Here is a 19,931-nt window from a genome sequence, read left to right on the forward strand (position 1 = left end):
GCGCGTCGAAACTTTCTCCCTCGCAGCACAGTCATCCACTCACCGGGGTCATCCAAGGCCCACGCATTGGAGCAGACATGGCAGCGAATCACTTCGATATGACCGCCCCTCGACCCGCCACGCCCAGGTCGCGCCTATGAGTGCCGACTCCGCAACGCGGCCAAGCCTCGCCCAGACTCCGGCCCTGACTCGCTTTCGGGTGCTGACCGTCAATACCCATAAAGGCTTCACCGCCCTCAACCGCCGCTTCATACTCCCGGAATTGCGGGACGCGGTGCGCAGCGTGGCCGCCGACTTGGTGTTTCTGCAGGAAATCCACGGCACCCATGAAGGCCACCCCCAGCGCTACAGCAACTGGCCCAACATGCCCCAGTACGAGTTCCTCGCCGACAGCCTGTGGCCGCAGTTCGCCTACGGCCGCAACGCGGTGTACCCCGAGGGCGACCACGGCAATGCCCTGCTGTCGAAATTCCAGATCGTGCGGTACGACAACCTCGACGTGTCCCTTTCCGGACACGAGAACCGTGGCCTGCTGCATTGCGTGTTGCGCCTGCCGGGCCAGGATCGGGAAACCCACGCCATTTGCGTGCACTTGGGGCTGCGCGAAAACCACCGTCAGCAGCAACTGCAATTGCTGCTGCAACGGCTCGCCGAAATTCCGCCGGAGGCCCCGCTGATTGTCGCCGGGGACTTCAACGACTGGCGCCAGCGCGCCGATGCCACCCTCGCCCCCAGCGGCCTGCAGGAAGTGTTCGTCAGTACTCAGGGCAAGCCGGCTCGCAGCTTTCCGGCGCGCTGGCCGCTGCTGCGCCTGGATCGGATTTATGTCCGCAACCTGAAAATCCACCAGCCCCAAGTGCTGGCGGCCCATCCCTGGTCACATCTGTCCGACCATGCTCCGCTGGCGGTGGAGGTCGAACTATGAACAGCGCACCGCTGGAAAAAAACGTTGTGGATCAGCTCGCGGAGGCCGCGCCGAGCGCGCCGTCACCTGCCGTCGACCTGGAGTATGGCTGGCACAACAACAATCGGATCGAGTTGCTGGAGAATGGCGAAGCCTACTTTCCCAGGGTGTTTGAGGCCCTGCGCCAGGCACAGGAAGAAATCCTCCTGGAGACCTTCATCCTCTTCGAAGACAAGGTCGGCAACGAGCTGCAGCAGATCCTTATCGAGGCCGCGCAGCGTGGGGTGCGGGTCAGCGTCAGCCTCGACGGTTTCGGCTGCGGCGAACTGAGCCAGAGCTTCCTCGGTGCCTTGAGCTCGGCCGGCGTGCGCCTGCAGATGTTCGACCCGGCGCGCCCCATCCTCGGCGTGCGCACCAACTGGTTCCGCCGCTTGCACCGCAAGATCGTGGTGGTGGACGGCAGCCTGGCCTTCATCGGCGGGATCAACTTTTCCGCCGACCACCTGGCCGACTTCGGCCCGGAAGCCAAGCAGGATTACGCGGTGCTGATCGAAGGCCCGGCGGTGATCGACATCCATCATTTCGCCTTGCAGCAAAGCGGCCGCCCGGCCCGGGCCCGGTATTGGTGGCAGCGTCGTTCCCGGCGCCGCGCCGAGTTGGCACAGACCGATCATCAGGGGCAGGTGCGCCTGGTGTACCGGGACAACCGTGAACATCGCTCAGACATCGAAGAGGTCTACCTGCATGTGCTGCGCGGCGCCCGGCAGCGGGTGGTGATCGCCAACGCCTACTTCTTCCCGGGTTTTCGCCTGCTGCGGGAGATCCGTAACGCAGCGCGGCGCGGGGTCGAGGTGCGTTTGATTCTGCAAGGCGAGCCGGACATGCCTATCGCCAAGTTCGCCGCACGCCTGCTTTACGATTACCTGCTCAAGGACGGGGTGAGCATCCACGAATACTGCCAGCGTCCGCTGCACGGCAAGGTGGCCCTGGTGGACGACGATTGGAGCACCGTGGGCTCAAGCAATCTCGACCCCTTGAGCCTGGCGCTGAACCTGGAGGCCAATGTGCTGATCCGCGACCGGGCGTTCAATCATGAATTGTTCGAGCGCCTTGATTGCCTGAGCCGCGACCACTGCAAGGCCGTCACCGCCAACCCTGCGCCCCGCGGCCGGCTGTGGCGGCTCACCGTGGGCTTTGTGGTGTTTCACTGCCTGCGGCACTTTCCGGCCTGGGCTGGCGGGCTGCCCGCGCACAAACCGCGACTGCAAGCCGTCACCCACCCCCGCCAGGAGTCGCAGCCATGAGCCACTCCCAGGCTGCCGCGTCTTCAGCGCCCCAGAAAAAATCATTATGGAGCCGCCTGCAAAAGCCTTTGACCGTGCTGTTCTTCCTGGCGCTGATCGTACTGTTTACCCTGCTGGCGCGGCGGATCGACTGGCACGAAGTGTTCAGCACCCTGGCCGACTTCAAGTGGCCGACACTGCTGATCGCTGCGGCCCTGACCCTGACCAGTTTCCTGGTGTACGCCTGCTTCGACCTGATCGGCCGGACCTACATCCGCCAGGACCTGGGTTGGCGGCAGATTCTGCCGGTGGGGATCATCAGCTACGCCTTCAACCTCAACCTCAGCGCCTGGGTCGGTGGCATCGCCATGCGTTATCGGCTCTATTCGCGGCTGGGGGTGAGCAAGGGCAACATCGCCAAGATCCTCGGTCTGAGCCTGGCCACCAACTGGTTCGGCTACATGGCCGTGGCCGGGGTGGTGTTTGCCAGCGGCCTGGTATCGATGCCCCCGGGCTGGAGCTTGAGCAGCGGCGCCTTGCAGGTCGTCGGGGGGCTGCTGTTGCTGGTCAGCGGCGGCTATCTACTGGCCTGCCAGTTTTCCCGGCGGCGCGAGTGGTCGATACGCGGCACGGAAATCAACCTGCCCTCGCCCCGCATGGCCTTGCTGCAATTGGCCCTGGGCGCACTCAACTGGTCATTGATGGCAGCGGTGATCTTTACCCTGCTCCCGGGGAAGCTGGAGTACCCGTTGGTGCTGGGGGTGCTGCTGATCAGCGCGATTGCCGGGGCCATCACCCATATTCCTGCGGGGCTGGGGGTGCTGGAAGCGGTGTTTGTCGCGTTGCTGCAACACGAGGTTTCCCGCGGTGGCCTGCTGGCCGGGCTGATTGCCTATCGAGCCATCTACTTCATCTTGCCGTTACTGGTGGCGCTGGCGATGTACCTGCTGGTGGAAGCCAAGGCCAAGGCGCTGCGGGTGGAAAAACCGTCGTCCTGATCGGCACGGGCACCTGCCATCGCTGGCCGGGCGAGCCCGGTCAGTCAAACAGGCAGGCAGGATTCAGGCTCAACGTTGCTGGATGATACTCAAGCGCTCGCCCACCACCATCTCGGTAATCCAGTCCACAAGGATCGAGGTGTAAGCCTGCTGGGACACGGGGTCACTCAAAGAGTGGTCCGCCCCGTCGATGATGCGATGGGTCAACGAGTGGGTCTGCTGGCAGGCGGCGCGGTAACTCATGATGGTGGCGTGGGGCACGTGGTCATCGGTCTCCGACTCCACCAACAGCACATCCCCGGTAAATTCCGAACAGGCATGCAGCGCCCGATTGCTTTCGGCGGGCACCCGCTGGCCGCGGTAGGCCAATAGATCAACCTTGTCCAATTCGCGTTTGGGCGTATGCCATTGCTCATCCCGATACAGCGCCGGCACCCGCAGCGCCAGCCAGCGTACCGGTCGCAGGGAGGTAAGGATGCTTGCCAGGTAGCCACCGTAACTGGTGCCGACCACGGCAATCGCCGAGGTGTCCAGGGCCGGGTGCGACAACAGCCGGTCATAGGCGGCGAGCAAGTCCCGCAGATTGTCCTCTCGGGTCACCCGAGACAACGGAATACCGGTGCCCGCATGCCCCCGCAGGTCGAAGGTCAGGCACACACAGCCCAACCCGGCAATGCCTTTGGCGCGTTCCAGATCTCGCTCCTGGCTCCCCCCCCAGCCGTGGACAAACAACACCCCCGGCACTTTGGATTTGGGACTGAGGAAGGTCCCGCTCATTTGTTCGTCGTCGATGTCGATCTGAATGCTTTCACTTCTAGCCGTCATAGGATTGGACCCTCACGTACTTGAGTAGAAATTCACTGTCTTGCGCCGGGCCGCGATACACCTCGATGGCATCCGCCGGCAGTGGCCGATCGGTGTAGGTCTCCACAGAGGAGACGCGAATCACCTTCATCGCCGGGTCATTGACGAAGCTCTGCAGGGCGGCGATTTCCGCGCTGCTGGCGCCGCCCATGCGCCAGGACTGCTCCAGCACTCCGCTGCAGGGTTGCCCTTGGGCATCCAGGCCCTGGGCGATGTCGTAATTGCGCCGGGAGGCAAAAAACTGCGGATAGGCTTCGTCCGCAGCGGCGTCGAAAACCTGGGCCTGCTGCACCGCCAGGCGCACATCCGCCGACAGCGCCAACGCCAACAAGGCGTCGTAGTCGCCGCGCACCACCAACAAGTCGGAACCGCCGTAGACCTGCTCGCCATGCCCATCCTCGGTGAGGTATTGCTGGCCGCAGTAGCTCAGCGTCAAACCGCCGATAAAGGACTGGCCGACGCTATGGGTCACCACCTCGCTCAAGTCCTGCTCAAGCACCACGCCGGATTGGAAAAGCTCGGCAATCTCGGGTTGGGCCAGAAGCTGCTCAAAGCCCTCCAGGTTCTCGATAACCTGTTGCCCCCGCCCGGCGCACGCATGGATCGGCTTCAGGCGTATGGCGCCGCTGCGGAGCAACTGGGCCGCTGCGGGCCGGGCATCAGCCAGGGAAAAGACACTGAGCCCCTGCAACACCACCGCACGCACCCGCTCGGCGAACACCGACGACCAACCTGGCGGGGCCGCGGCGTCGGCGTTGAGCAGGCCGTGGGTGATGGCCTTGGTGCAGATGAAGTCATGTTCGACATAACCGCCCCACAGGTCTTCAGGGCCCTTGACCGCCAACTGCCGGGCGGCTTCAGGACCCACCAGGGTCTGGGTCGGCAGCCAGTAAAGGTTGGGGCCCACTTTGTCCTCCGGGCCGTGCCGGGGCGAGAAGCGCAGGCCGAGAATTTGCGCCAACCAGCGCGCCAGGGCCTGGTTGGTCTCGACTTCATGCTGGGGCGCCTGGGGCCGGATGGAGTGAGCCACGACGCGCTTTTTATCGTCTGCCGGAATCATCGGTCCACCTTGGCCTAGGCCTTGAGTTCAGAGAATGCCACTCAAGGTTGCAGGGTTCAGGCCAACCGCGACGCCCGAGCAATCCAGCGGCCAAGGCGGGAAAGGTGGCATCGGGCCTGTTTGATTTTGCACGATCGGCCCTGAGCGCCCGGTATTTTGCACGACGGCGCTAGTCGCCGCTGGCAACGACCACCGATGCGCCTGCGCCGAAACGGAGCCGATAAGCGCTGGGTGCCAGCCCGGTGATTTTCTTGAAAACCGCCCGAAACGCACTCGGGTCCTGGTAGCCCACGGTCCAGGCGATGTGATCGATGGTGCCGTTAGTGAATTCGAGCATTTCCCGGGCCTTGCCAACCCGTACATGCTGGCAATACTCGGTTGGCTTGAGGCCGGTGGCGCCACGGAAGCGCCTAAGGAAGGTGCGTTCTTCAAGCCCCGCGCACTGGGCCATGGCGCCAATCGACACCTCCACCGCGCCGCTGGCTTGCAACCAATGCTGGACCTTGAGCACCGCCGCATCGCCATGGCCGAGGATCGGCGCGAAATGGCTGCCGCATTGCTGGGTACTGGCCCGATGCTCCACCGCCAGAAAGCGCGCGGTGCGGCTGGCAAGGCTGGGGCCCAACAAACGGTCGACCAGGCGCAAGCCCAATTCGGCCCACGCCATCAGGCCGGCGCTGGTAATCAGGTCGCCGTCATCGATGATCGGCGAGTCGGCCTTGACCCGGAGCGCGGGGTATTGCTCGGCCAGCAGGGGCGCGTAGGTCCAGTGGGTGGTGACGTCCCGACCATCGAGCAAACCGCTGGCCGCCAGCAGAAAGACCCCGATACACACCGAGCACAGGGTCGCGCCATTGCTGTGCTGGGCACGCAGCCACTCGATCAGCGGTGACAACGAGGCCGCATCAGGCAATGTGGCAATGGACGGCGGAATCAGTACCGCCAGCAATGGCCCCACGGCTCCAGGATGGCTGTCGAACACCCGCTGCGGGGCACTGTCACCGTCGGCCTGCCAATGGCTCACCCGCAACAGCGGCCACGGAGCATCCGAATGCTGGGCCGCCAGCCGGTTGGCCACGGCGAACAGGTCAGTCAGCCCATGGACCGCCGCCATCTGCGCCCCGGGGTAGATCAGCAGGCCCAATTCGACGCTGGGCGATTGCGCAACCATTGTCAGTTTTCCCTCGCTTATTGTCGGTGCGGCCAATCCTCGGAGGCGGCGCGGGCGACCATACTGGTCCCACACGCTCATCAAGGAAAGCCCTCATGTCCAAACCAGCACTGATCGTAATCGACATCCAGAATGACTACTTCCCGGGCGGCAAGTGGCCCCTGGCCGGGGTTGAAGCTGCAGCCGCCAACGCTGCACGCCTGATCGCTGCCGCGCGCCAGGCCGGTGAGCTGGTGGTGCATGTGCGCCATGAATTCGCCGATGCCGACGCGCCCTTCTTCGCCCCTGGGTCAGCAGGCGCACAACTGCACCCCAAGGTCCTGAACCGCCCCGAGGAACCGGTGGTGCTCAAGCACGCGGTCAACGCCTTTCACAACACCGAACTCAAGGCACTGCTGGAGCAGCACAACATCGACGAACTGGTGATCGCCGGCAGCATGAGCAACATGTGCATCGAAGGCGCCACCCGTGCTGCCGCCGACTTCGGCTACCCGGTCACCGTGATCCATGACGCCTGCGCCTGCCGCGAACTGGAATTCGATGGCCAAGTGGTCCCAGCCCAGGAAGTGCACCTGGCGGCCATGGCATCCCTGGCGTTCGCCTATGCCAAGGTGCTGCCGACCGACGAGTTCCTCGCCAGCCGCGGCTGATTCAACTGCTTCCGCCCGGCCAGGCACCGTCCTGAGGCAGAACCTGCAGACGAAAAAAAACCGCTCCCTTCAAGGAGCGGTTTTTTTATGGGTCGATACCGAAAGGGGCGACCTTAGAACGGGATATCGTCATCGAAGCTGTCGAAATCCGGAGCCGGTTGCGGAGCCGCCTGCTGTGGCGCTGGACGCGACTCACGCTGTGGCTGCTGCGAAGGCTGTGGACGGGACTGCTGTGGACGCGGTGCCGAGTTGGACATGCCGCCCTGGCCTTGCTGGTCGCCCTGTGGACGGCCGCCCAGCAGTTGCATGGTGCCCTGCATGTCGACCACGATTTCAGTGGTGTAACGCTTGATGCCGTCTTTTTCCCACTCGCGGGTCTGCAGTTTGCCTTCGATGTAGACCTGCGAACCTTTACGCAGGTATTCACCGGCGATCTCAGCCACCTTGCCGAACATCGACACACGGTGCCATTCGGTTTTCTCGACCTTCTGGCCGGTCTGCTTGTCGGTCCACTGTTCGCTGGTCGCCAGACTCAGGTTGGTCACGGCGTTACCGTTAGGCAGGTAGCGAACCTCAGGATCCTGGCCGCAAGTACCGACCAATATGACTTTGTTAACCCCACGGGCCATAACGTTCTCCTAGGCTTCGCACGCCGACGGCGCTGGATTGACCAGCTGCTCGAGGGTCGCGCGATCCAATAATTCGGTGTCCAATTTGATGTAAATGGCGGCCTCTTCGGCCACCATCACTGCATCTGTTACCCCAACGACGGCCTTCAGGCGCTCGACCAGACCGGCTTCGCGGATCGCCTCGGGCGATAAAGGCAAACGCAGACTCGTCACATACGGGGGCTCGCGCATGGTAACAGCAAAGACCAGCCAGAGTGCAGCCAGACCTGCGCATCCCAGGAACACAACCGACAAACCGCCATGCTGGAACAGCCAGCCGCCGAGAATGCCGCCCAGTGCCGAACCCAGGAATTGGCTGGTGGAATACACCCCCATTGCCGTGCCCTTGCCGCCCGCGGGTGAAACCTTACTGATCAACGAGGGCAACGAGGCTTCCAACAGGTTAAACGCGGTGAAGAACACCACGGTACCGATCACCAGCGCCCGCAGACTGTCGCCGAACTCCCAAAAGAATAGCTCGGTGAGCATCAGTGTCGTCACCGCCCCGAGTAAAACTCGTTTCATTTTGCGTTTCTTCTCGCCGTAGATGATGAACGGGATCATGGCGAAGAAGGAAATCAACAAGGCGGTGAGGTAGACCCACCAGTGCTGCTCTTTGGGCAGGCCGGCTTTTTCTACCAGGGCCAGGGGCAAGGCGACGAAGCTCGACATCAGCATGGCGTGGAGCACGAAGATGCCCAGGTCCAGGCGCAGCAGGTCAGGGTGTTTCAGGGTCGGCAGCAGCGCCTGTCGCGCCACGCCCGACTCACGGTGCTGCAACGGACCGGTGGAGCGCGGCACCATGAAGGCAATGATCAGGATACCCACCAGGGCCATGCCGCCAGTGGCGAGGAACAACCCGGACAGGCCGAAGCGGCTGGTCAGCAGCGGACCGACCACCATCGCCACCGCGAAAGACAGGCCAATGGTCATGCCGATCATGGCCATGGCTTTGGTGCGGTGCTGTTCGCGGGTCAGGTCGGAGAGCAACGCCATGACGGCTGCGGAAATCGCCCCGGCGCCCTGCAGGATGCGCCCGGCGATCACGCCCCAGATCGAGTCGGCGTTGGCGGCTAGGACACTGCCGAGGGCGAAGACGATCAGGCCCAGGTAGATCACGGGGCGGCGACCGATACGATCGGAAATGATCCCGAAAGGAATCTGGAACAGCGCCTGGGTCAAGCCGTACGCGCCAATGGCTAGGCCGATCAGGGCCGGGGTCGCTCCTGCGAGATCCATTCCATAGGTCGCCAGCACCGGCAACACCATAAACATGCCAAGCATACGGAAGGCGAACACCAGCGCCAGCCCGCTTGCTGCGCGGGTCTCGCTGCCACTCATGCGTTCGCTGTGGGGATCGTGCATGGATAAACCTCGTGTGAACCGGCGGCGATTCTACCAGTCCCATCGATTGACGGGGTATAGGGTGACGCTTTGCCGCGCCGCTGCAGGACATCACTGCAAAGTAGCCATTTGATGGTGTGCATCCATCCAGTATTTGGCTTTATACTCCTACGCTTTCGACGCCCGCCGACCGAGGCCGCTTTTGGACAAGATCCTGATTCGTGGGGCCCGAACCCACAACCTGAAGAACATCGATCTGACCCTGCCACGGGACAAACTGATCGTCATCACCGGCCTGTCCGGCTCCGGCAAGTCTTCACTGGCTTTCGACACCTTGTACGCCGAAGGCCAACGCCGCTACGTCGAGTCGTTGTCGGCCTACGCCCGACAGTTCCTGTCGATGATGGAAAAGCCCGATGTCGACACCATCGAAGGCTTGTCGCCGGCCATTTCCATCGAGCAGAAATCCACCTCCCATAACCCGCGCTCGACCGTCGGCACCATCACCGAGATCTACGATTACCTGCGCCTGCTGTATGCCCGCGTCGGTATTCCTCGCTGCCCGGACCATGACATCCCCCTGGAAGCCCAGACCGTCAGCCAAATGGTCGACCTGGTGCTGGCCCAGCCCGAAGGCAGCAAGCTGATGCTGCTGGCGCCGGTGATCCGTGAGCGCAAAGGCGAACACCTGTCCGTGTTTGAAGAGCTGCGGGCACAGGGTTTCGTGCGGGCCCGGGTCAACGGCAAGCTGTGCGAACTGGACGAACTGCCGAAGCTGGATAAACAGAAGAAGCACTCCATTGATGTGGTAGTGGACCGCTTCAAGGTCCGCGCCGACTTGCAGCAGCGCCTGGCGGAATCCTTCGAGACCGCCTTGAAGCTGGCAGACGGCATTGCCCTGGTCGCGCCGATGGATGACGAACCGGGTGAAGAGATCATCTTCTCCGCGCGTTTCGCCTGCCCGATCTGTGGCCACGCCATCAGCGAGCTGGAACCCAAGTTGTTCTCCTTCAACAACCCGGCCGGCGCCTGCCCGACCTGTGACGGTCTGGGGGTCAAGCAGTTCTTCGATATCAAGCGGCTGGTCAACGGCGAACTAACCCTGGCCGAGGGTGCGATACGCGGCTGGGATCGGCGCAACGTCTATTACTTCCAGATGCTCGGTTCCCTGGCGTCCCATTACGGGTTCAGCCTGGAAGTGCCGTTCAACCAATTGCCGGCGGATCAGCAGAAGATCCTTCTCAATGGCAGCGGCACGCAGAATGTCGACTTCAAGTACCTCAACGACCGTGGCGATATCGTCAAGCGCTCTCACCCATTTGAAGGCATCGTGCCAAACCTCGAGCGGCGCTACCGGGAGACCGAATCGGCCACCGTGCGCGAGGAGCTGGCCAAGTTCCTCAGCACCCAGCCCTGCCCCGATTGCCGTGGCACCCGTCTGCGTCGCGAGGCGCGCCATGTGTGGGTGGGCGAGAAAACCCTGCCGGCGGTGACCAACCTGCCGATCGGCGATGCCACCGACTACTTCGGCACCCTGAAGCTGACCGGGCGGCGCGGCGAGATTGCCGACAAGATTCTCAAAGAGATCCGCGAGCGTCTGCAGTTCCTGGTCAACGTCGGCCTGGATTACCTGACGCTGGATCGCAGTGCCGACACCTTGTCGGGCGGTGAGGCCCAGCGTATTCGCCTGGCCAGTCAGATCGGCGCCGGCCTGGTGGGGGTGATGTACATCCTCGACGAACCGTCCATCGGCCTGCATCAGCGAGACAACGACCGCTTGCTGGGAACCCTGAAACACCTGCGGGATATCGGCAACACGGTCATCGTGGTCGAGCACGACGAAGACGCGATTCGCTTGGCGGACTACGTGGTGGATATCGGCCCAGGTGCCGGTGTGCACGGCGGGCAAATCGTGGCCGAGGGCACGCCGGCGGAAGTCATGGCACACCCCGACTCCCTGACCGGCAAATACTTGTCCGGCCGGGTCAAGATCGAAGTGCCAGCCAAACGCACGCCGCGCAACAAGAAGCTGTCGCTGTCCCTCAAGGGCGCGCGGGGCAACAACTTGCGCAATGTCGACCTGGAGATCCCCATTGGCCTTCTGACCTGCGTGACCGGTGTGTCCGGCTCAGGCAAGTCGACGCTGATCAACAACACCCTGTTTCCCCTCAGCGCCACGGCACTGAATGGCGCAACCACCCTGGAAGCCGCAGCCCACGACAGCATCAACGGCTTGCAGCACTTGGATAAGGTGGTGGATATCGACCAGAGCCCGATCGGTCGCACCCCGCGCTCCAACCCGGCGACTTATACCGGGCTGTTCACGCCGATTCGCGAATTGTTCGCTGGGGTTCCCGAGTCACGCTCCCGCGGCTACGGGCCCGGGCGCTTCTCTTTTAACGTTAAGGGCGGCCGTTGTGAGGCTTGCCAAGGCGATGGCCTGATCAAGGTAGAGATGCACTTCCTGCCGGACATCTACGTGCCTTGCGACGTGTGCAAGAGCAAGCGCTACAACCGCGAAACCCTGGAGATCAAATACAAGGGCAAGAGTATCCACGAGGTCCTGGAAATGACCATCGAGGAAGCCCGGGTGTTCTTCGACGCAGTGCCGGCACTGGCGCGCAAGCTGCAAACCCTGATGGATGTGGGCCTGTCCTACATCAAGCTCGGGCAGTCGGCGACCACCCTGTCCGGCGGCGAAGCCCAGCGGGTCAAGCTGTCACGCGAGTTGTCCAAACGCGATACCGGTAAGACTCTGTATATCCTCGACGAGCCGACCACCGGCCTGCACTTCGCGGACATTCAGCAACTGCTGGACGTACTGCACCGCCTGCGTGACCACGGCAACACCGTGGTGGTGATCGAGCACAACCTGGATGTGATCAAGACCGCCGACTGGCTGGTGGACCTGGGCCCTGAAGGGGGCTCGAAAGGTGGCCAGATCATCGCAGTGGGCACACCGGAACAAGTGGCGGAAATGGAGCAGTCCCACACGGGCTACTACCTCAAGCCGCTGCTGACGCGCGACAAGGCCTGAAGCCCATGAAAAAGCCCCTGTCACTGTGAAGTGGCAGGGGCTTTTTTGTACCCGCAGTACTGGCCAACGAAACAGATGCGATCGCTCGCGACCCTGAGTGAACGTCGGCAGGCTATCAGAACTGGGATTGCAGGTAATTCTCCAGACCGATCGACTTGATCAGACCCAACTGCTTCTCCAACCAGTAGGTGTGATCTTCTTCGGTGTCGGCCAGTTGAATACGCAGAATGTCGCGGCTGACATAGTCTTTGTGCAGCTCACAGAGCTCGATGCCCTTGCACAGCGCAGCGCGCACTTTGTATTCCAGGCGCAAATCGCTGGCGAGCATCTCGGGGACCGTGGTACCGGTGTCCAGATCGTCTGGACGCATGCGCGGCGTGCCCTCGAGCATCAAGATACGACGCATCAGTGCGTCGGCGTGTTGTGCCTCTTCTTCCATCTCGTGGTTGATCCGCTCGTAGAGCTTGCTGAAGCCCCAGTCTTCGTACATCCGCGAATGGATGAAATATTGGTCACGTGCTGCCAGTTCGCCCGTCAGCAACGTGTTGAGGTAATCGATTACGTCCGGGTGACCTTGCATCGCCCTACATCTCCCTGCTTGAAAGCCGATAGTTTGAACCAAGCTGACTGGAAGGTCACTTGAAAAACGCTAACAAAGTGAAGATTTTCAGAGAAAAGTAGTCGAAATAACGCAAAAACCGCCCAAATGAGGGCGGTTCTGCTTCTTATTTAGAGTTAGTTAAGCGATACACCCAATGCACGAGCAATCCCTTCCCCATAAGCAGGATCTGCCTTGAAGAAGTGCTGCAGTTGGCGTTGAACCACATCAGTACTGACGCCGCCCATGGCACCGGCGATGTTGTTGATCAACAACGCCTTCTGCTCGTCATTCATCAGGCGGAACAGCGCACCAGCGTGGCTGTAGTAGTCAGTGTCTTCACGGTGATCGTAACGATCTGCAGCACCGCTCAGGGCCAAGGCCGGCTCTGCGTAACGTGGCGCTTGCTTAGGAGCGTCCGCATAGCTGTTTGGCTCATAGTTAGGTGTTGCGCCGCCATTGCTGCCAAAGGCCATGGCACCGTCACGCTGGTAGCTGTTTACCGGGCTCAGGGGTGCATTGACCGGCAACTGCTGGTGATTGGTGCCTACACGGTAGCGGTGCGCATCGGCGTAGGCGAATACGCGGCCTTGCAGCATGCGGTCCGGCGACAAGCCAACGCCCGGAACCATGTTGCTTGGACCGAACGCAGCCTGCTCAACCTCGGCAAAGTAGTTGAGCGGGTTGCGGTTAAGCTCCAACTCACCCACCTCAATCAGCGGGAACTCTTTCTGCGACCAGGTCTTGGTCACATCGAAGGGGTTCTCGTAATGAGCCGCAGCCTGGGCCTCGCTCATGATCTGGATGCAGACACTCCATTTAGGGAAGTCACCCCGCTCAATGGCATTGAACAGGTCACGCTGGGCGTAATCCGGATCAGTCCCGGCCAGGCGCGCAGCTTCCGCCGGAGCGAGGTTCTTGATGCCTTGCTTGGTCTTGTAATGCCATTTCACCCAGTGACGTTCACCGGTGGCGCTGATCAGGCTGTAGGTGTGGCTACCAAAGCCGTGCATGTGACGGTAACCGTCAGGAATGCCACGGTCCGAAAACAGGATGGTGACCTGGTGCAGCGCCTCAGGCGAATGAGACCAGAAGTCCCACATCATCTGCGCGCTTTTCAGATTGCTCTGGGGCAGGCGCTTTTGGGTGTGGATAAAGTCAGGGAACTTCAGCGGATCGCGGATGAAGAACACCGGGGTATTGTTGCCGACGATGTCCCAGTTACCTTCTTCGGTATAGAACTTCAGGGCGAAACCCCGTGGATCGCGCTCAGTGTCAGCCGAGCCGCGCTCGCCACCCACAGTGGAGAAGCGCAGGAAAGTCGGCGTTTGTTTACCCACAGACTCGAACAGCTTGGCGCTGGTGTACTGAGTGATATCGCGAGTGACCGTGAAGGTACCGTAAGCACCCGAGCCTTTGGCGTGTACACGGCGCTCTGGGATGTTTTCACGGTTGAAGTGGGCGAGCTTCTCGATCAGGTGAAAATCGTCGAGCAGCAGCGGGCCACGAGGGCCGGCGGAACGGGAGTTCTGGTTATCAGCGACAGGAGCGCCACTGGCGGTAGTAAGAGTTTTGGTCTGGCTCATGCTCTATTTTCCTCTGTCAGGCTTGAAACTGCCGGCTAATCGGCTGACAAGGATTATTGACCATGAATATGACAACAGCCAATGCATTACACATTGCCTACCGATAGAAATAGCTAATACATCAGACAACAAAAAACCGGGCACAAGGCCCGGTTTTTCGTTTCAGACTGACGTCTTACTCAGCGGATACAGCTTCACCGCCGGCAGCACGATCAACCAACTCGACGTACGCCATAGGCGCGTTGTCGCCAGCGCGGAAACCGCACTTGAGGATGCGCAGGTAGCCACCCTCACGGGTAGCGTAACGCTTGCCCAGGTCGTTGAAGAGCTTACCAACGATAGCTTTCGAACGAGTACGGTCGAAAGCCAGACGGCGGTTAGCCAGGCTGTCTGTCTTGGCCAAAGTGATCAGCGGCTCAGCAACGCGACGCAGTTCTTTAGCTTTCGGCAGTGTAGTTTTGATCAGCTCGTGCTCGAACAGCGACACCGCCATGTTTTGAAACATGGCCTTGCGGTGCGAGCTGGTGCGGCTCAGGTGACGCCCACTTTTACGATGACGCATGGTTCATTCCTTACCAAACACAACGTTCGGTGATTACGACGATCAGGCAGTCGCCTTGTCGTCCTTCTTAAGACTTGCAGGCGGCCAGTTGTCGAGGCGCATGCCGAGGGACAGACCGCGGGAGGCCAGAACGTCCTTGATTTCAGTCAAGGATTTCTTGCCCAGGTTCGGAGTCTTCAACAGTTCTACTTCGGTACGCTGAATCAGGTCGCCGATGTAGTAAATGTTTTCCGCCTTAAGGCAGTTAGCCGAACGTACAGTCAGTTCCAGATCGTCAACCGGGCGAAGCAGGATCGGATCGATCTCGTCTTCCTGCTCGACTACCACTGGCTCACTGTCACCTTTGAGGTCGACGAACGCAGCCAACTGCTGTTGCAGGATGGTTGCAGCACGACGGATGGCCTCTTCAGGATCCAGGGTACCGTTGGTTTCCAGATCAATAACCAGCTTGTCCAGGTTAGTACGCTGCTCGACACGGGCGTTTTCCACCACGTATGCGATACGGCGAACCGGGCTGAACGAAGAGTCAAGCTGCAAGCGACCAATGCTGCGGCTTTCGTCTTCATCGCTCTGACGCGAGTCGGCCGGTTCATAACCACGACCACGAGCTACGGTGAGCTTCATGTTCAGGGCGCCGTTAGACGCCAGGTTAGCGATTACGTGATCGGGATTAACGATCTCGACATCATGATCCAGCTGAATATCGGCAGCGGTAACCACCCCCGAACCCTTCTTCGACAAGGTCAGCGTAACTTCGTCACGGCCGTGCAGCTTGATAGCCAGACCTTTAAGGTTCAACAGGATTTCAATTACGTCTTCCTGTACACCTTCGATGGCGCTGTACTCGTGGAGCACACCGTCAATCTCGGCCTCGACTACTGCACAGCCGGGCATTGAGGACAACAGGATGCGGCGCAGCGCGTTGCCCAGGGTGTGGCCAAAACCACGCTCGAGAGGCTCGAGGGTGATCTTGGCGCGGGTTGGACTGACAACCTGCACATCAATATGGCGGGGTGTCAGAAACTCATTTACCGAAATCTGCATGGATGCACCTATTTTCTAGCCCTTACTTGGAGTAGAGCTCGACAATCAGGCTTTCGTTGATGTCGGCGGACAGATCACTGCGAGCTGGAACGTTCTTGAAAACGCCCGACTTCTTCTCAGTGTCTACTTCTACCCATTCTACGCGGCCACGTTGGGCACACAGATCGAGAGCTTGGACAATGCGAAGTTGGTTTTTTGCTTTCTCGCGAACAGCAACCACGTCACCAGCACGAACCTGGTAGGACGGAACGTTAACGGTTTGACCGTTTACGCTGATCGACTTGTGCGATACCAGCTGACGGGATTCGGCACGAGTAGAACCAAAGCCCATACGGTATACAACGTTGTCCAGACGGCATTCGAGCAGTTGCAACAGGTTTTCGCCGGTTGCGCCTTTCTTGCCAGCTGCTTCTTTGTAGTAGCCGCTGAATTGACGCTCGAGAACGCCGTAGATACGACGGACCTTCTGCTTTTCACGCAGTTGGGTGCCGTAATCGGACTGGCGACCGCGGCGTTGGCCGTGGATACCAGGTGCTGCTTCGATGTTGCACTTGGATTCGATAGCGCGCACGCCGCTCTTCAGGAAGAGATCGGTGCCTTCGCGACGAGCCAGTTTGCATTTTGGACCAATGTAACGAGCCATTCTTTACAATCTCCTGGATTACACGCGGCGCTTCTTCGGCGGACGGCACCCGTTGTGCGGGATTGGCGTCACGTCGGTGATGCTGGCGATCTTGTAGCCACAGCCGTTCAAAGCGCGGACTGCGGATTCACGACCTGGACCTGGACCCTTGACGTTAACGTCGAGGTTTTTCAGGCCGTATTCCAGCGCAGCTTGACCAGCGCGTTCAGCAGCTACTTGAGCAGCGAACGGGGTGGACTTGCGGGAACCGCGGAAACCCGAACCACCGGAGGTAGCCCAGGAAAGAGCGTTACCTTGACGGTCGGTAATGGTCACGATGGTGTTGTTGAAAGACGCGTGGATGTGGGCGATGCCATCAACCACTGTCTTTTTAATCTTTTTACGAGGACGAGCAGCAGGTTTTGCCATGACTAAATTCCTGTCGATTCGCTGGTGCGATTACTTGCGGATCGGCTTACGCGGACCTTTGCGAGTACGCGCGTTGGTCTTGGTACGCTGACCGCGCACTGGAAGACCACGACGATGGCGCAGACCGCGGTAGCAGCCCAAGTCCATCAAGCGTTTGATTTTCATGTTGATTTCGCGACGCAGGTCACCTTCAGTGGTGAACTTCGCCACTTCGCCACGCAGCTGTTCAATTTGCTCGTCGCTCAGATCTTTGATCTTTGCTGCTGGGTTTACCCCAGTCACTGCACAGATCTTCTGTGCAGTAGTGCGACCAACACCATAGATGTAGGTCAGCGAGATAACAGTATGCTTGTTATCTGGAATGTTAACGCCTGCAATACGGGCCATTCAGTGGGACTCCAATTGACAGCTACCTACGCCCCGGAAGCCAAGAAATAGGGCGCGAGATAATATCGCTGTAATAACAAATAATCAACCCGGCAGCGCACTAGCTGCCGGGCTTGAAGCACAATCACACTCAGCCTTGGCGCTGTTTGTGACGCGGTTCCGCGCTGCAAATTACTCGAACAACACCTTCGCGGCGAATAATCTTGCAGTTACGGCACAGCTTTTTCACCGATGCACGAACTTTCATCACCAACTCCTCGAACCTTATGGGTCAGCGCAGCATGCCGCTGCCGTAACCCTTCAGGTTGGCTTTCTTCATCAGGGATTCGTACTGGTGCGAAACGAGGTGCGATTGTACTTGGGACATAAAGTCCATAACAACCACGACCACGATCAGCAACGAGGTCCCGCCAAGGTAGAACGGAACGTTTGCTGCAACCACCAGGAACTGGGGCAACAAGCACACGGCCGTCATATATAGAGCACCGAACATGGTCAAGCGGGTCAGAACGCCATCAATGTAGCGCGCCGACTGCTCACCTGGACGGATGCCCGGAATAAAGGCACCGGACTTCTTCAGGTTTTCCGCTACGTCTTTCGGATTGAACATCAACGCCGTATAGAAGAAGCAGAAGAAAATAATCCCTGCACTAAACAGCAGAATATTCAACGGCTGACCAGGAGCGATCGACTGCGAGATGTCCTGCAACCAGCCCATACCTTCAGACTGACCGAACCAGGCACCCAACGAAGCCGGAAACAGCAAAATGCTGCTCGCGAAAATAGCAGGAATTACACCGGCCATATTCACTTTCAGCGGCAAGTGGCTAGTCTGCGCAGCAAAAACCTTGCGGCCCTGCTGACGCTTGGCGTAGTGAACAGCAATACGACGCTGGCCACGCTCAATGAACACCACAAAACCGATAATCGCTACTGCCAGCAAACCGATGGCAACCAAGGCAAAAATGTTGATATCACCCTGACGTGCAGACTCGAAAGACTGCCCAATCGCTCTCGGAAGACCGGCGACGATACCTGCGAAAATCAACATCGAGATACCGTTGCCAACACCACGCTCAGTAATCTGCTCACCCAGCCACATCATGAACATTGCGCCAGCCACAAAAGTGGATACCGCAACGAAATGGAAGCCAAAGTCACCAGTGAACGCAACACCCTGCCCGGCCAAGCCAACGGACATGCCGATAGCTTGAACCAGAGCGAGGATGACAGTGCCGTAGCGGGTGTACTGGCTGATCTTACGACGGCCAGCTTCACCTTCCTTCTTCAACTGCTCCAGCTGCGGGCTGACGGCGGTCATCAGCTGCATGATGATCGATGCCGAAATGTACGGCATGATCCCCAGTGCAAAGATACTCATCCGCTCCAGCGCGCCGCCGGAAAACATGTTGAACAAGCTAAGAATGGTCCCCTCATTCTGTCGAAACAGGTCTGCGAGTCGGTCAGGATTGATACCTGGAACCGGGATGTGTGCGCCTATTCGGTAGACGATAATCGCCAAGAACAGAAAACGCAGACGAGCCCAGAGTTCAGACATACCGCCTTTGCCGAGCGCAGAGAGAGCACCTTGCTTAGCCATTTATTCCTCGAACTTGCCGCCAGCTGCTTCGATAGCCGCACGCGCACCTTTGGTGGCGCCGATTCCCTTTCCGATGGTGACAGCGCGAGTAACTTCGCCGGACAGCATGATTTTCACACGCTGAACGTTGACGTTGATCACGTTGGCATCTTTCAGGGACTGCACGGAGACGATGTCGCCTTCCACTTTAGCCAGCTCGGACAGACGCACTTCTGCGCGATCCATGGCCTTCAGGGAAACGAAACCGAACTTCGGCAGGCGACGATGCAGCGGCTGTTGACCGCCTTCAAAGCCTGGAGCAATGGTGCCACCGGAGCGGGAAGTCTGACCTTTGTGACCACGGCCACCAGTCTTACCCAAACCACTACCGATACCACGGCCCGGACGATGCTTTTCGCGACGGGAACCCGGCGCTGGACTCAGATCATTGAGTTTCATCGATTAACCCTCGACACGCAGCATGTAGTAAGCCTTGTTGATCATCCCGCGATTCTCGGGAGTATCCTGGACTTCTACAGTGTGACCGATGCGACGCAGACCCAGACCCTTAACGCACAGTTTGTGGTTAGGGATACGGCCGGTCATGCTTTTGATCAGCGTTACTTTTACGGTAGCCATGATCAGAAGATCTCCTTGACGCTTTTGCCACGCTTGGCAGCAATGGACTCAGGAGACTGCATTGCTTTCAAACCTTTGAAAGTGGCGTGAACCACGTTTACCGGGTTAGTCGAGCCGTAGCACTTGGCCAGAACGTTCTGAACGCCAGCAACTTCGAGGACAGCACGCATAGCGCCGCCAGCGATGATACCGGTACCTTCAGAAGCAGGCTGCATGTACACCTTCGAAGCGCCGTGAGCGGACTTCATTGCGTACTGCAGAGTGGTGCCGTTCAGATCAACTTGGATCATGTTGCGACGAGCAGCTTCCATTGCCTTCTGGATCGCAGCAGGCACTTCACGCGACTTGCCACGGCCGAAGCCAACACGGCCTTTACCATCACCAACCACGGTCAACGCGGTGAAGGTGAAGATACGGCCGCCTTTAACGGTTTTGGCTACGCGGTTAACTTGAACCAGCTTCTCAATGTAGCCTTCGTCGCGCTTTTGGTCGTTATTTGACATAAC

General features: G+C 59.8%; 22 protein-coding genes. 5 read left to right on the top strand and 17 right to left on the bottom strand.

Annotation, left to right across the window (positions count from 1 at the left end):
- The first annotated feature begins 136 nt into the window (after positions 1–136).
- The 3 genes from M1B35_RS11690 to M1B35_RS11700 are packed head-to-tail and all read left to right on the top strand — an operon-like array spanning position 137 to position 3,185.
- Positions 137–925: an endonuclease/exonuclease/phosphatase family protein gene (locus M1B35_RS11690; protein WP_268261986.1), complete on the top strand. Its 789-nt coding sequence runs from the start codon at positions 137–139 to the stop codon at positions 923–925.
- Positions 922–2,208 (top strand): cardiolipin synthase ClsB, encoded by a 1,287-nt coding sequence (clsB, locus tag M1B35_RS11695; protein ID WP_268261987.1) that lies wholly within the window; start codon positions 922–924, stop codon positions 2,206–2,208. Before M1B35_RS11690 ends, clsB begins: the two co-directional genes overlap by 4 nt.
- A complete protein-coding gene (locus M1B35_RS11700; RefSeq protein ID WP_123334554.1) occupies positions 2,205–3,185 on the top strand; it encodes a lysylphosphatidylglycerol synthase domain-containing protein in 981 nt (326 codons plus the stop codon). The genes clsB and M1B35_RS11700 overlap by 4 nt, the downstream gene beginning before the upstream one ends.
- 69 nt (positions 3,186–3,254) lie before the next feature.
- On the opposite strand, the gene M1B35_RS11705 is transcribed toward M1B35_RS11700, so the two are convergent.
- From M1B35_RS11705 to M1B35_RS11715, 3 genes are all read right to left on the bottom strand, one after another.
- Complete coding sequence (locus M1B35_RS11705) at positions 3,255–4,010, bottom strand: alpha/beta hydrolase family protein (RefSeq protein ID WP_268261988.1); 756 nt, start codon at positions 4,008–4,010, stop codon at positions 3,255–3,257.
- Positions 4,000–5,109, bottom strand: a complete 1,110-nt coding sequence (locus M1B35_RS11710) for a DUF3182 family protein (protein WP_268261989.1) — start codon at positions 5,107–5,109, stop codon at positions 4,000–4,002. The genes M1B35_RS11705 and M1B35_RS11710 overlap by 11 nt, the downstream gene beginning before the upstream one ends.
- 169 nt (positions 5,110–5,278) lie before the next feature.
- Positions 5,279–6,280: a GlxA family transcriptional regulator gene (locus tag M1B35_RS11715; protein WP_268261990.1), complete on the bottom strand. Its 1,002-nt coding sequence runs from the start codon at positions 6,278–6,280 to the stop codon at positions 5,279–5,281.
- 95 nt (positions 6,281–6,375) lie between these two features.
- Here M1B35_RS11715 and M1B35_RS11720 point away from each other — a divergent pair, with 95 nt between their 5' ends.
- Positions 6,376–6,930 carry a cysteine hydrolase family protein gene (locus M1B35_RS11720; RefSeq protein ID WP_268261991.1) on the top strand — a complete coding sequence of 185 codons (555 nt, stop codon included), beginning with the start codon at positions 6,376–6,378 and terminating at the stop codon, positions 6,928–6,930.
- 113 nt (positions 6,931–7,043) lie between these two features.
- On the opposite strand, the gene M1B35_RS11725 is transcribed toward M1B35_RS11720, so the two are convergent.
- Both M1B35_RS11725 and M1B35_RS11730 read right to left on the bottom strand, forming a co-directional pair.
- Entirely contained in the window at positions 7,044–7,559 is a 516-nt protein-coding gene (locus M1B35_RS11725; protein WP_003232445.1) for a single-stranded DNA-binding protein, read from the bottom strand.
- A gap of 9 nt (positions 7,560–7,568) precedes the next feature.
- The gene (locus M1B35_RS11730) at positions 7,569–8,963 is read right to left on the bottom strand and encodes an MFS transporter (protein WP_123334544.1); all 1,395 of its coding nucleotides are present in this window, start codon (positions 8,961–8,963) and stop codon (positions 7,569–7,571) included.
- Positions 8,964–9,144: 181 nt separating this feature from the next.
- Here M1B35_RS11730 and uvrA point away from each other — a divergent pair, with 181 nt between their 5' ends.
- The gene (uvrA, locus tag M1B35_RS11735) at positions 9,145–11,979 is read left to right on the top strand and encodes an excinuclease ABC subunit UvrA (RefSeq protein ID WP_123334542.1); all 2,835 of its coding nucleotides are present in this window, start codon (positions 9,145–9,147) and stop codon (positions 11,977–11,979) included.
- A 115-nt stretch (positions 11,980–12,094) separates the two neighbouring features.
- Here uvrA and bfr read toward each other — a convergent pair whose 3' ends face one another.
- From bfr to rpsE, 12 genes are all read right to left on the bottom strand, one after another.
- The gene (bfr, locus tag M1B35_RS11740) at positions 12,095–12,559 is read right to left on the bottom strand and encodes a bacterioferritin (protein ID WP_123334540.1); all 465 of its coding nucleotides are present in this window, start codon (positions 12,557–12,559) and stop codon (positions 12,095–12,097) included.
- A 155-nt stretch (positions 12,560–12,714) separates the two neighbouring features.
- Positions 12,715–14,163: a catalase gene (locus M1B35_RS11745; RefSeq protein ID WP_268261992.1), complete on the bottom strand. Its 1,449-nt coding sequence runs from the start codon at positions 14,161–14,163 to the stop codon at positions 12,715–12,717.
- A gap of 175 nt (positions 14,164–14,338) precedes the next feature.
- The gene (gene rplQ, locus M1B35_RS11750; protein WP_123334536.1) at positions 14,339–14,725 is read right to left on the bottom strand and encodes a 50S ribosomal protein L17; all 387 of its coding nucleotides are present in this window, start codon (positions 14,723–14,725) and stop codon (positions 14,339–14,341) included.
- Positions 14,726–14,767: 42 nt separating this feature from the next.
- Entirely contained in the window at positions 14,768–15,769 is a 1,002-nt protein-coding gene (locus M1B35_RS11755) for a DNA-directed RNA polymerase subunit alpha (RefSeq protein WP_003186012.1), read from the bottom strand.
- Positions 15,770–15,791: 22 nt separating this feature from the next.
- Complete coding sequence (gene rpsD / locus M1B35_RS11760) at positions 15,792–16,412, bottom strand: 30S ribosomal protein S4 (protein WP_003176404.1); 621 nt, start codon at positions 16,410–16,412, stop codon at positions 15,792–15,794.
- An 18-nt stretch (positions 16,413–16,430) separates the two neighbouring features.
- The gene (rpsK, locus tag M1B35_RS11765; RefSeq protein WP_007924177.1) at positions 16,431–16,820 is read right to left on the bottom strand and encodes a 30S ribosomal protein S11; all 390 of its coding nucleotides are present in this window, start codon (positions 16,818–16,820) and stop codon (positions 16,431–16,433) included.
- 30 nt (positions 16,821–16,850) lie between these two features.
- The gene (gene rpsM, locus M1B35_RS11770) at positions 16,851–17,207 is read right to left on the bottom strand and encodes a 30S ribosomal protein S13 (protein ID WP_003186020.1); all 357 of its coding nucleotides are present in this window, start codon (positions 17,205–17,207) and stop codon (positions 16,851–16,853) included.
- A gap of 130 nt (positions 17,208–17,337) precedes the next feature.
- Positions 17,338–17,454: a 50S ribosomal protein L36 gene (gene rpmJ / locus M1B35_RS11775; protein WP_002555468.1), complete on the bottom strand. Its 117-nt coding sequence runs from the start codon at positions 17,452–17,454 to the stop codon at positions 17,338–17,340.
- Between the two features lie 24 nt (positions 17,455–17,478).
- Positions 17,479–18,807: a preprotein translocase subunit SecY gene (gene secY / locus M1B35_RS11780; protein ID WP_003210064.1), complete on the bottom strand. Its 1,329-nt coding sequence runs from the start codon at positions 18,805–18,807 to the stop codon at positions 17,479–17,481.
- On the bottom strand, positions 18,808–19,245 hold the full coding sequence (gene rplO, locus M1B35_RS11785; protein ID WP_123334534.1) for a 50S ribosomal protein L15: 438 nt from the start codon (positions 19,243–19,245) through the stop codon (positions 18,808–18,810).
- A gap of 3 nt (positions 19,246–19,248) precedes the next feature.
- Positions 19,249–19,425, bottom strand: a complete 177-nt coding sequence (gene rpmD / locus M1B35_RS11790) for a 50S ribosomal protein L30 (protein ID WP_003176408.1) — start codon at positions 19,423–19,425, stop codon at positions 19,249–19,251.
- Positions 19,426–19,427: 2 nt separating this feature from the next.
- Positions 19,428–19,928, bottom strand: a complete 501-nt coding sequence (rpsE, locus tag M1B35_RS11795) for a 30S ribosomal protein S5 (protein WP_003186035.1) — start codon at positions 19,926–19,928, stop codon at positions 19,428–19,430.
- Positions 19,929–19,931 lie beyond the last annotated feature (3 nt).

This window comes from Pseudomonas morbosilactucae, assembly GCF_023241665.1.
Lineage (GTDB): Bacteria > Pseudomonadota > Gammaproteobacteria > Pseudomonadales > Pseudomonadaceae > Aquipseudomonas > Aquipseudomonas morbosilactucae.

Excerpts from the sequence above, each read along its gene's own strand:
- M1B35_RS11690 (WP_268261986.1), top strand. The coding sequence starts at position 137 with ATGAGTGCCGACTCCGCAACGCGGCCAAGCCTCGCCCAGACTCCGGCC.
- clsB (WP_268261987.1), top strand. The coding sequence starts at position 922 with ATGAACAGCGCACCGCTGGAAAAAAACGTTGTGGATCAGCTCGCGGAG.
- M1B35_RS11700 (WP_123334554.1), top strand. The coding sequence starts at position 2,205 with ATGAGCCACTCCCAGGCTGCCGCGTCTTCAGCGCCCCAGAAAAAATCA.
- M1B35_RS11705 (WP_268261988.1), bottom strand. The coding sequence starts at position 4,010 with ATGACGGCTAGAAGTGAAAGCATTCAGATCGACATCGACGACGAACAA.
- M1B35_RS11710 (WP_268261989.1), bottom strand. The coding sequence starts at position 5,109 with ATGATTCCGGCAGACGATAAAAAGCGCGTCGTGGCTCACTCCATCCGG.
- M1B35_RS11715 (WP_268261990.1), bottom strand. The coding sequence starts at position 6,280 with ATGGTTGCGCAATCGCCCAGCGTCGAATTGGGCCTGCTGATCTACCCC.
- M1B35_RS11720 (WP_268261991.1), top strand. The coding sequence starts at position 6,376 with ATGTCCAAACCAGCACTGATCGTAATCGACATCCAGAATGACTACTTC.
- M1B35_RS11725 (WP_003232445.1), bottom strand. The coding sequence starts at position 7,559 with ATGGCCCGTGGGGTTAACAAAGTCATATTGGTCGGTACTTGCGGCCAG.
- M1B35_RS11730 (WP_123334544.1), bottom strand. The coding sequence starts at position 8,963 with ATGCACGATCCCCACAGCGAACGCATGAGTGGCAGCGAGACCCGCGCA.
- bfr (WP_123334540.1), bottom strand. The coding sequence starts at position 12,559 with ATGCAAGGTCACCCGGACGTAATCGATTACCTCAACACGTTGCTGACG.
- M1B35_RS11745 (WP_268261992.1), bottom strand. The coding sequence starts at position 14,163 with ATGAGCCAGACCAAAACTCTTACTACCGCCAGTGGCGCTCCTGTCGCT.
- rplQ (WP_123334536.1), bottom strand. The coding sequence starts at position 14,725 with ATGCGTCATCGTAAAAGTGGGCGTCACCTGAGCCGCACCAGCTCGCAC.
- M1B35_RS11755 (WP_003186012.1), bottom strand. The coding sequence starts at position 15,769 with ATGCAGATTTCGGTAAATGAGTTTCTGACACCCCGCCATATTGATGTG.
- rpsD (WP_003176404.1), bottom strand. The coding sequence starts at position 16,412 with ATGGCTCGTTACATTGGTCCAAAATGCAAACTGGCTCGTCGCGAAGGC.
- rpsK (WP_007924177.1), bottom strand. The coding sequence starts at position 16,820 with ATGGCAAAACCTGCTGCTCGTCCTCGTAAAAAGATTAAAAAGACAGTG.
- rpsM (WP_003186020.1), bottom strand. The coding sequence starts at position 17,207 with ATGGCCCGTATTGCAGGCGTTAACATTCCAGATAACAAGCATACTGTT.
- rpmJ (WP_002555468.1), bottom strand. The coding sequence starts at position 17,454 with ATGAAAGTTCGTGCATCGGTGAAAAAGCTGTGCCGTAACTGCAAGATT.
- secY (WP_003210064.1), bottom strand. The coding sequence starts at position 18,807 with ATGGCTAAGCAAGGTGCTCTCTCTGCGCTCGGCAAAGGCGGTATGTCT.
- rplO (WP_123334534.1), bottom strand. The coding sequence starts at position 19,245 with ATGAAACTCAATGATCTGAGTCCAGCGCCGGGTTCCCGTCGCGAAAAG.
- rpmD (WP_003176408.1), bottom strand. The coding sequence starts at position 19,425 with ATGGCTACCGTAAAAGTAACGCTGATCAAAAGCATGACCGGCCGTATC.
- rpsE (WP_003186035.1), bottom strand. The coding sequence starts at position 19,928 with ATGTCAAATAACGACCAAAAGCGCGACGAAGGCTACATTGAGAAGCTG.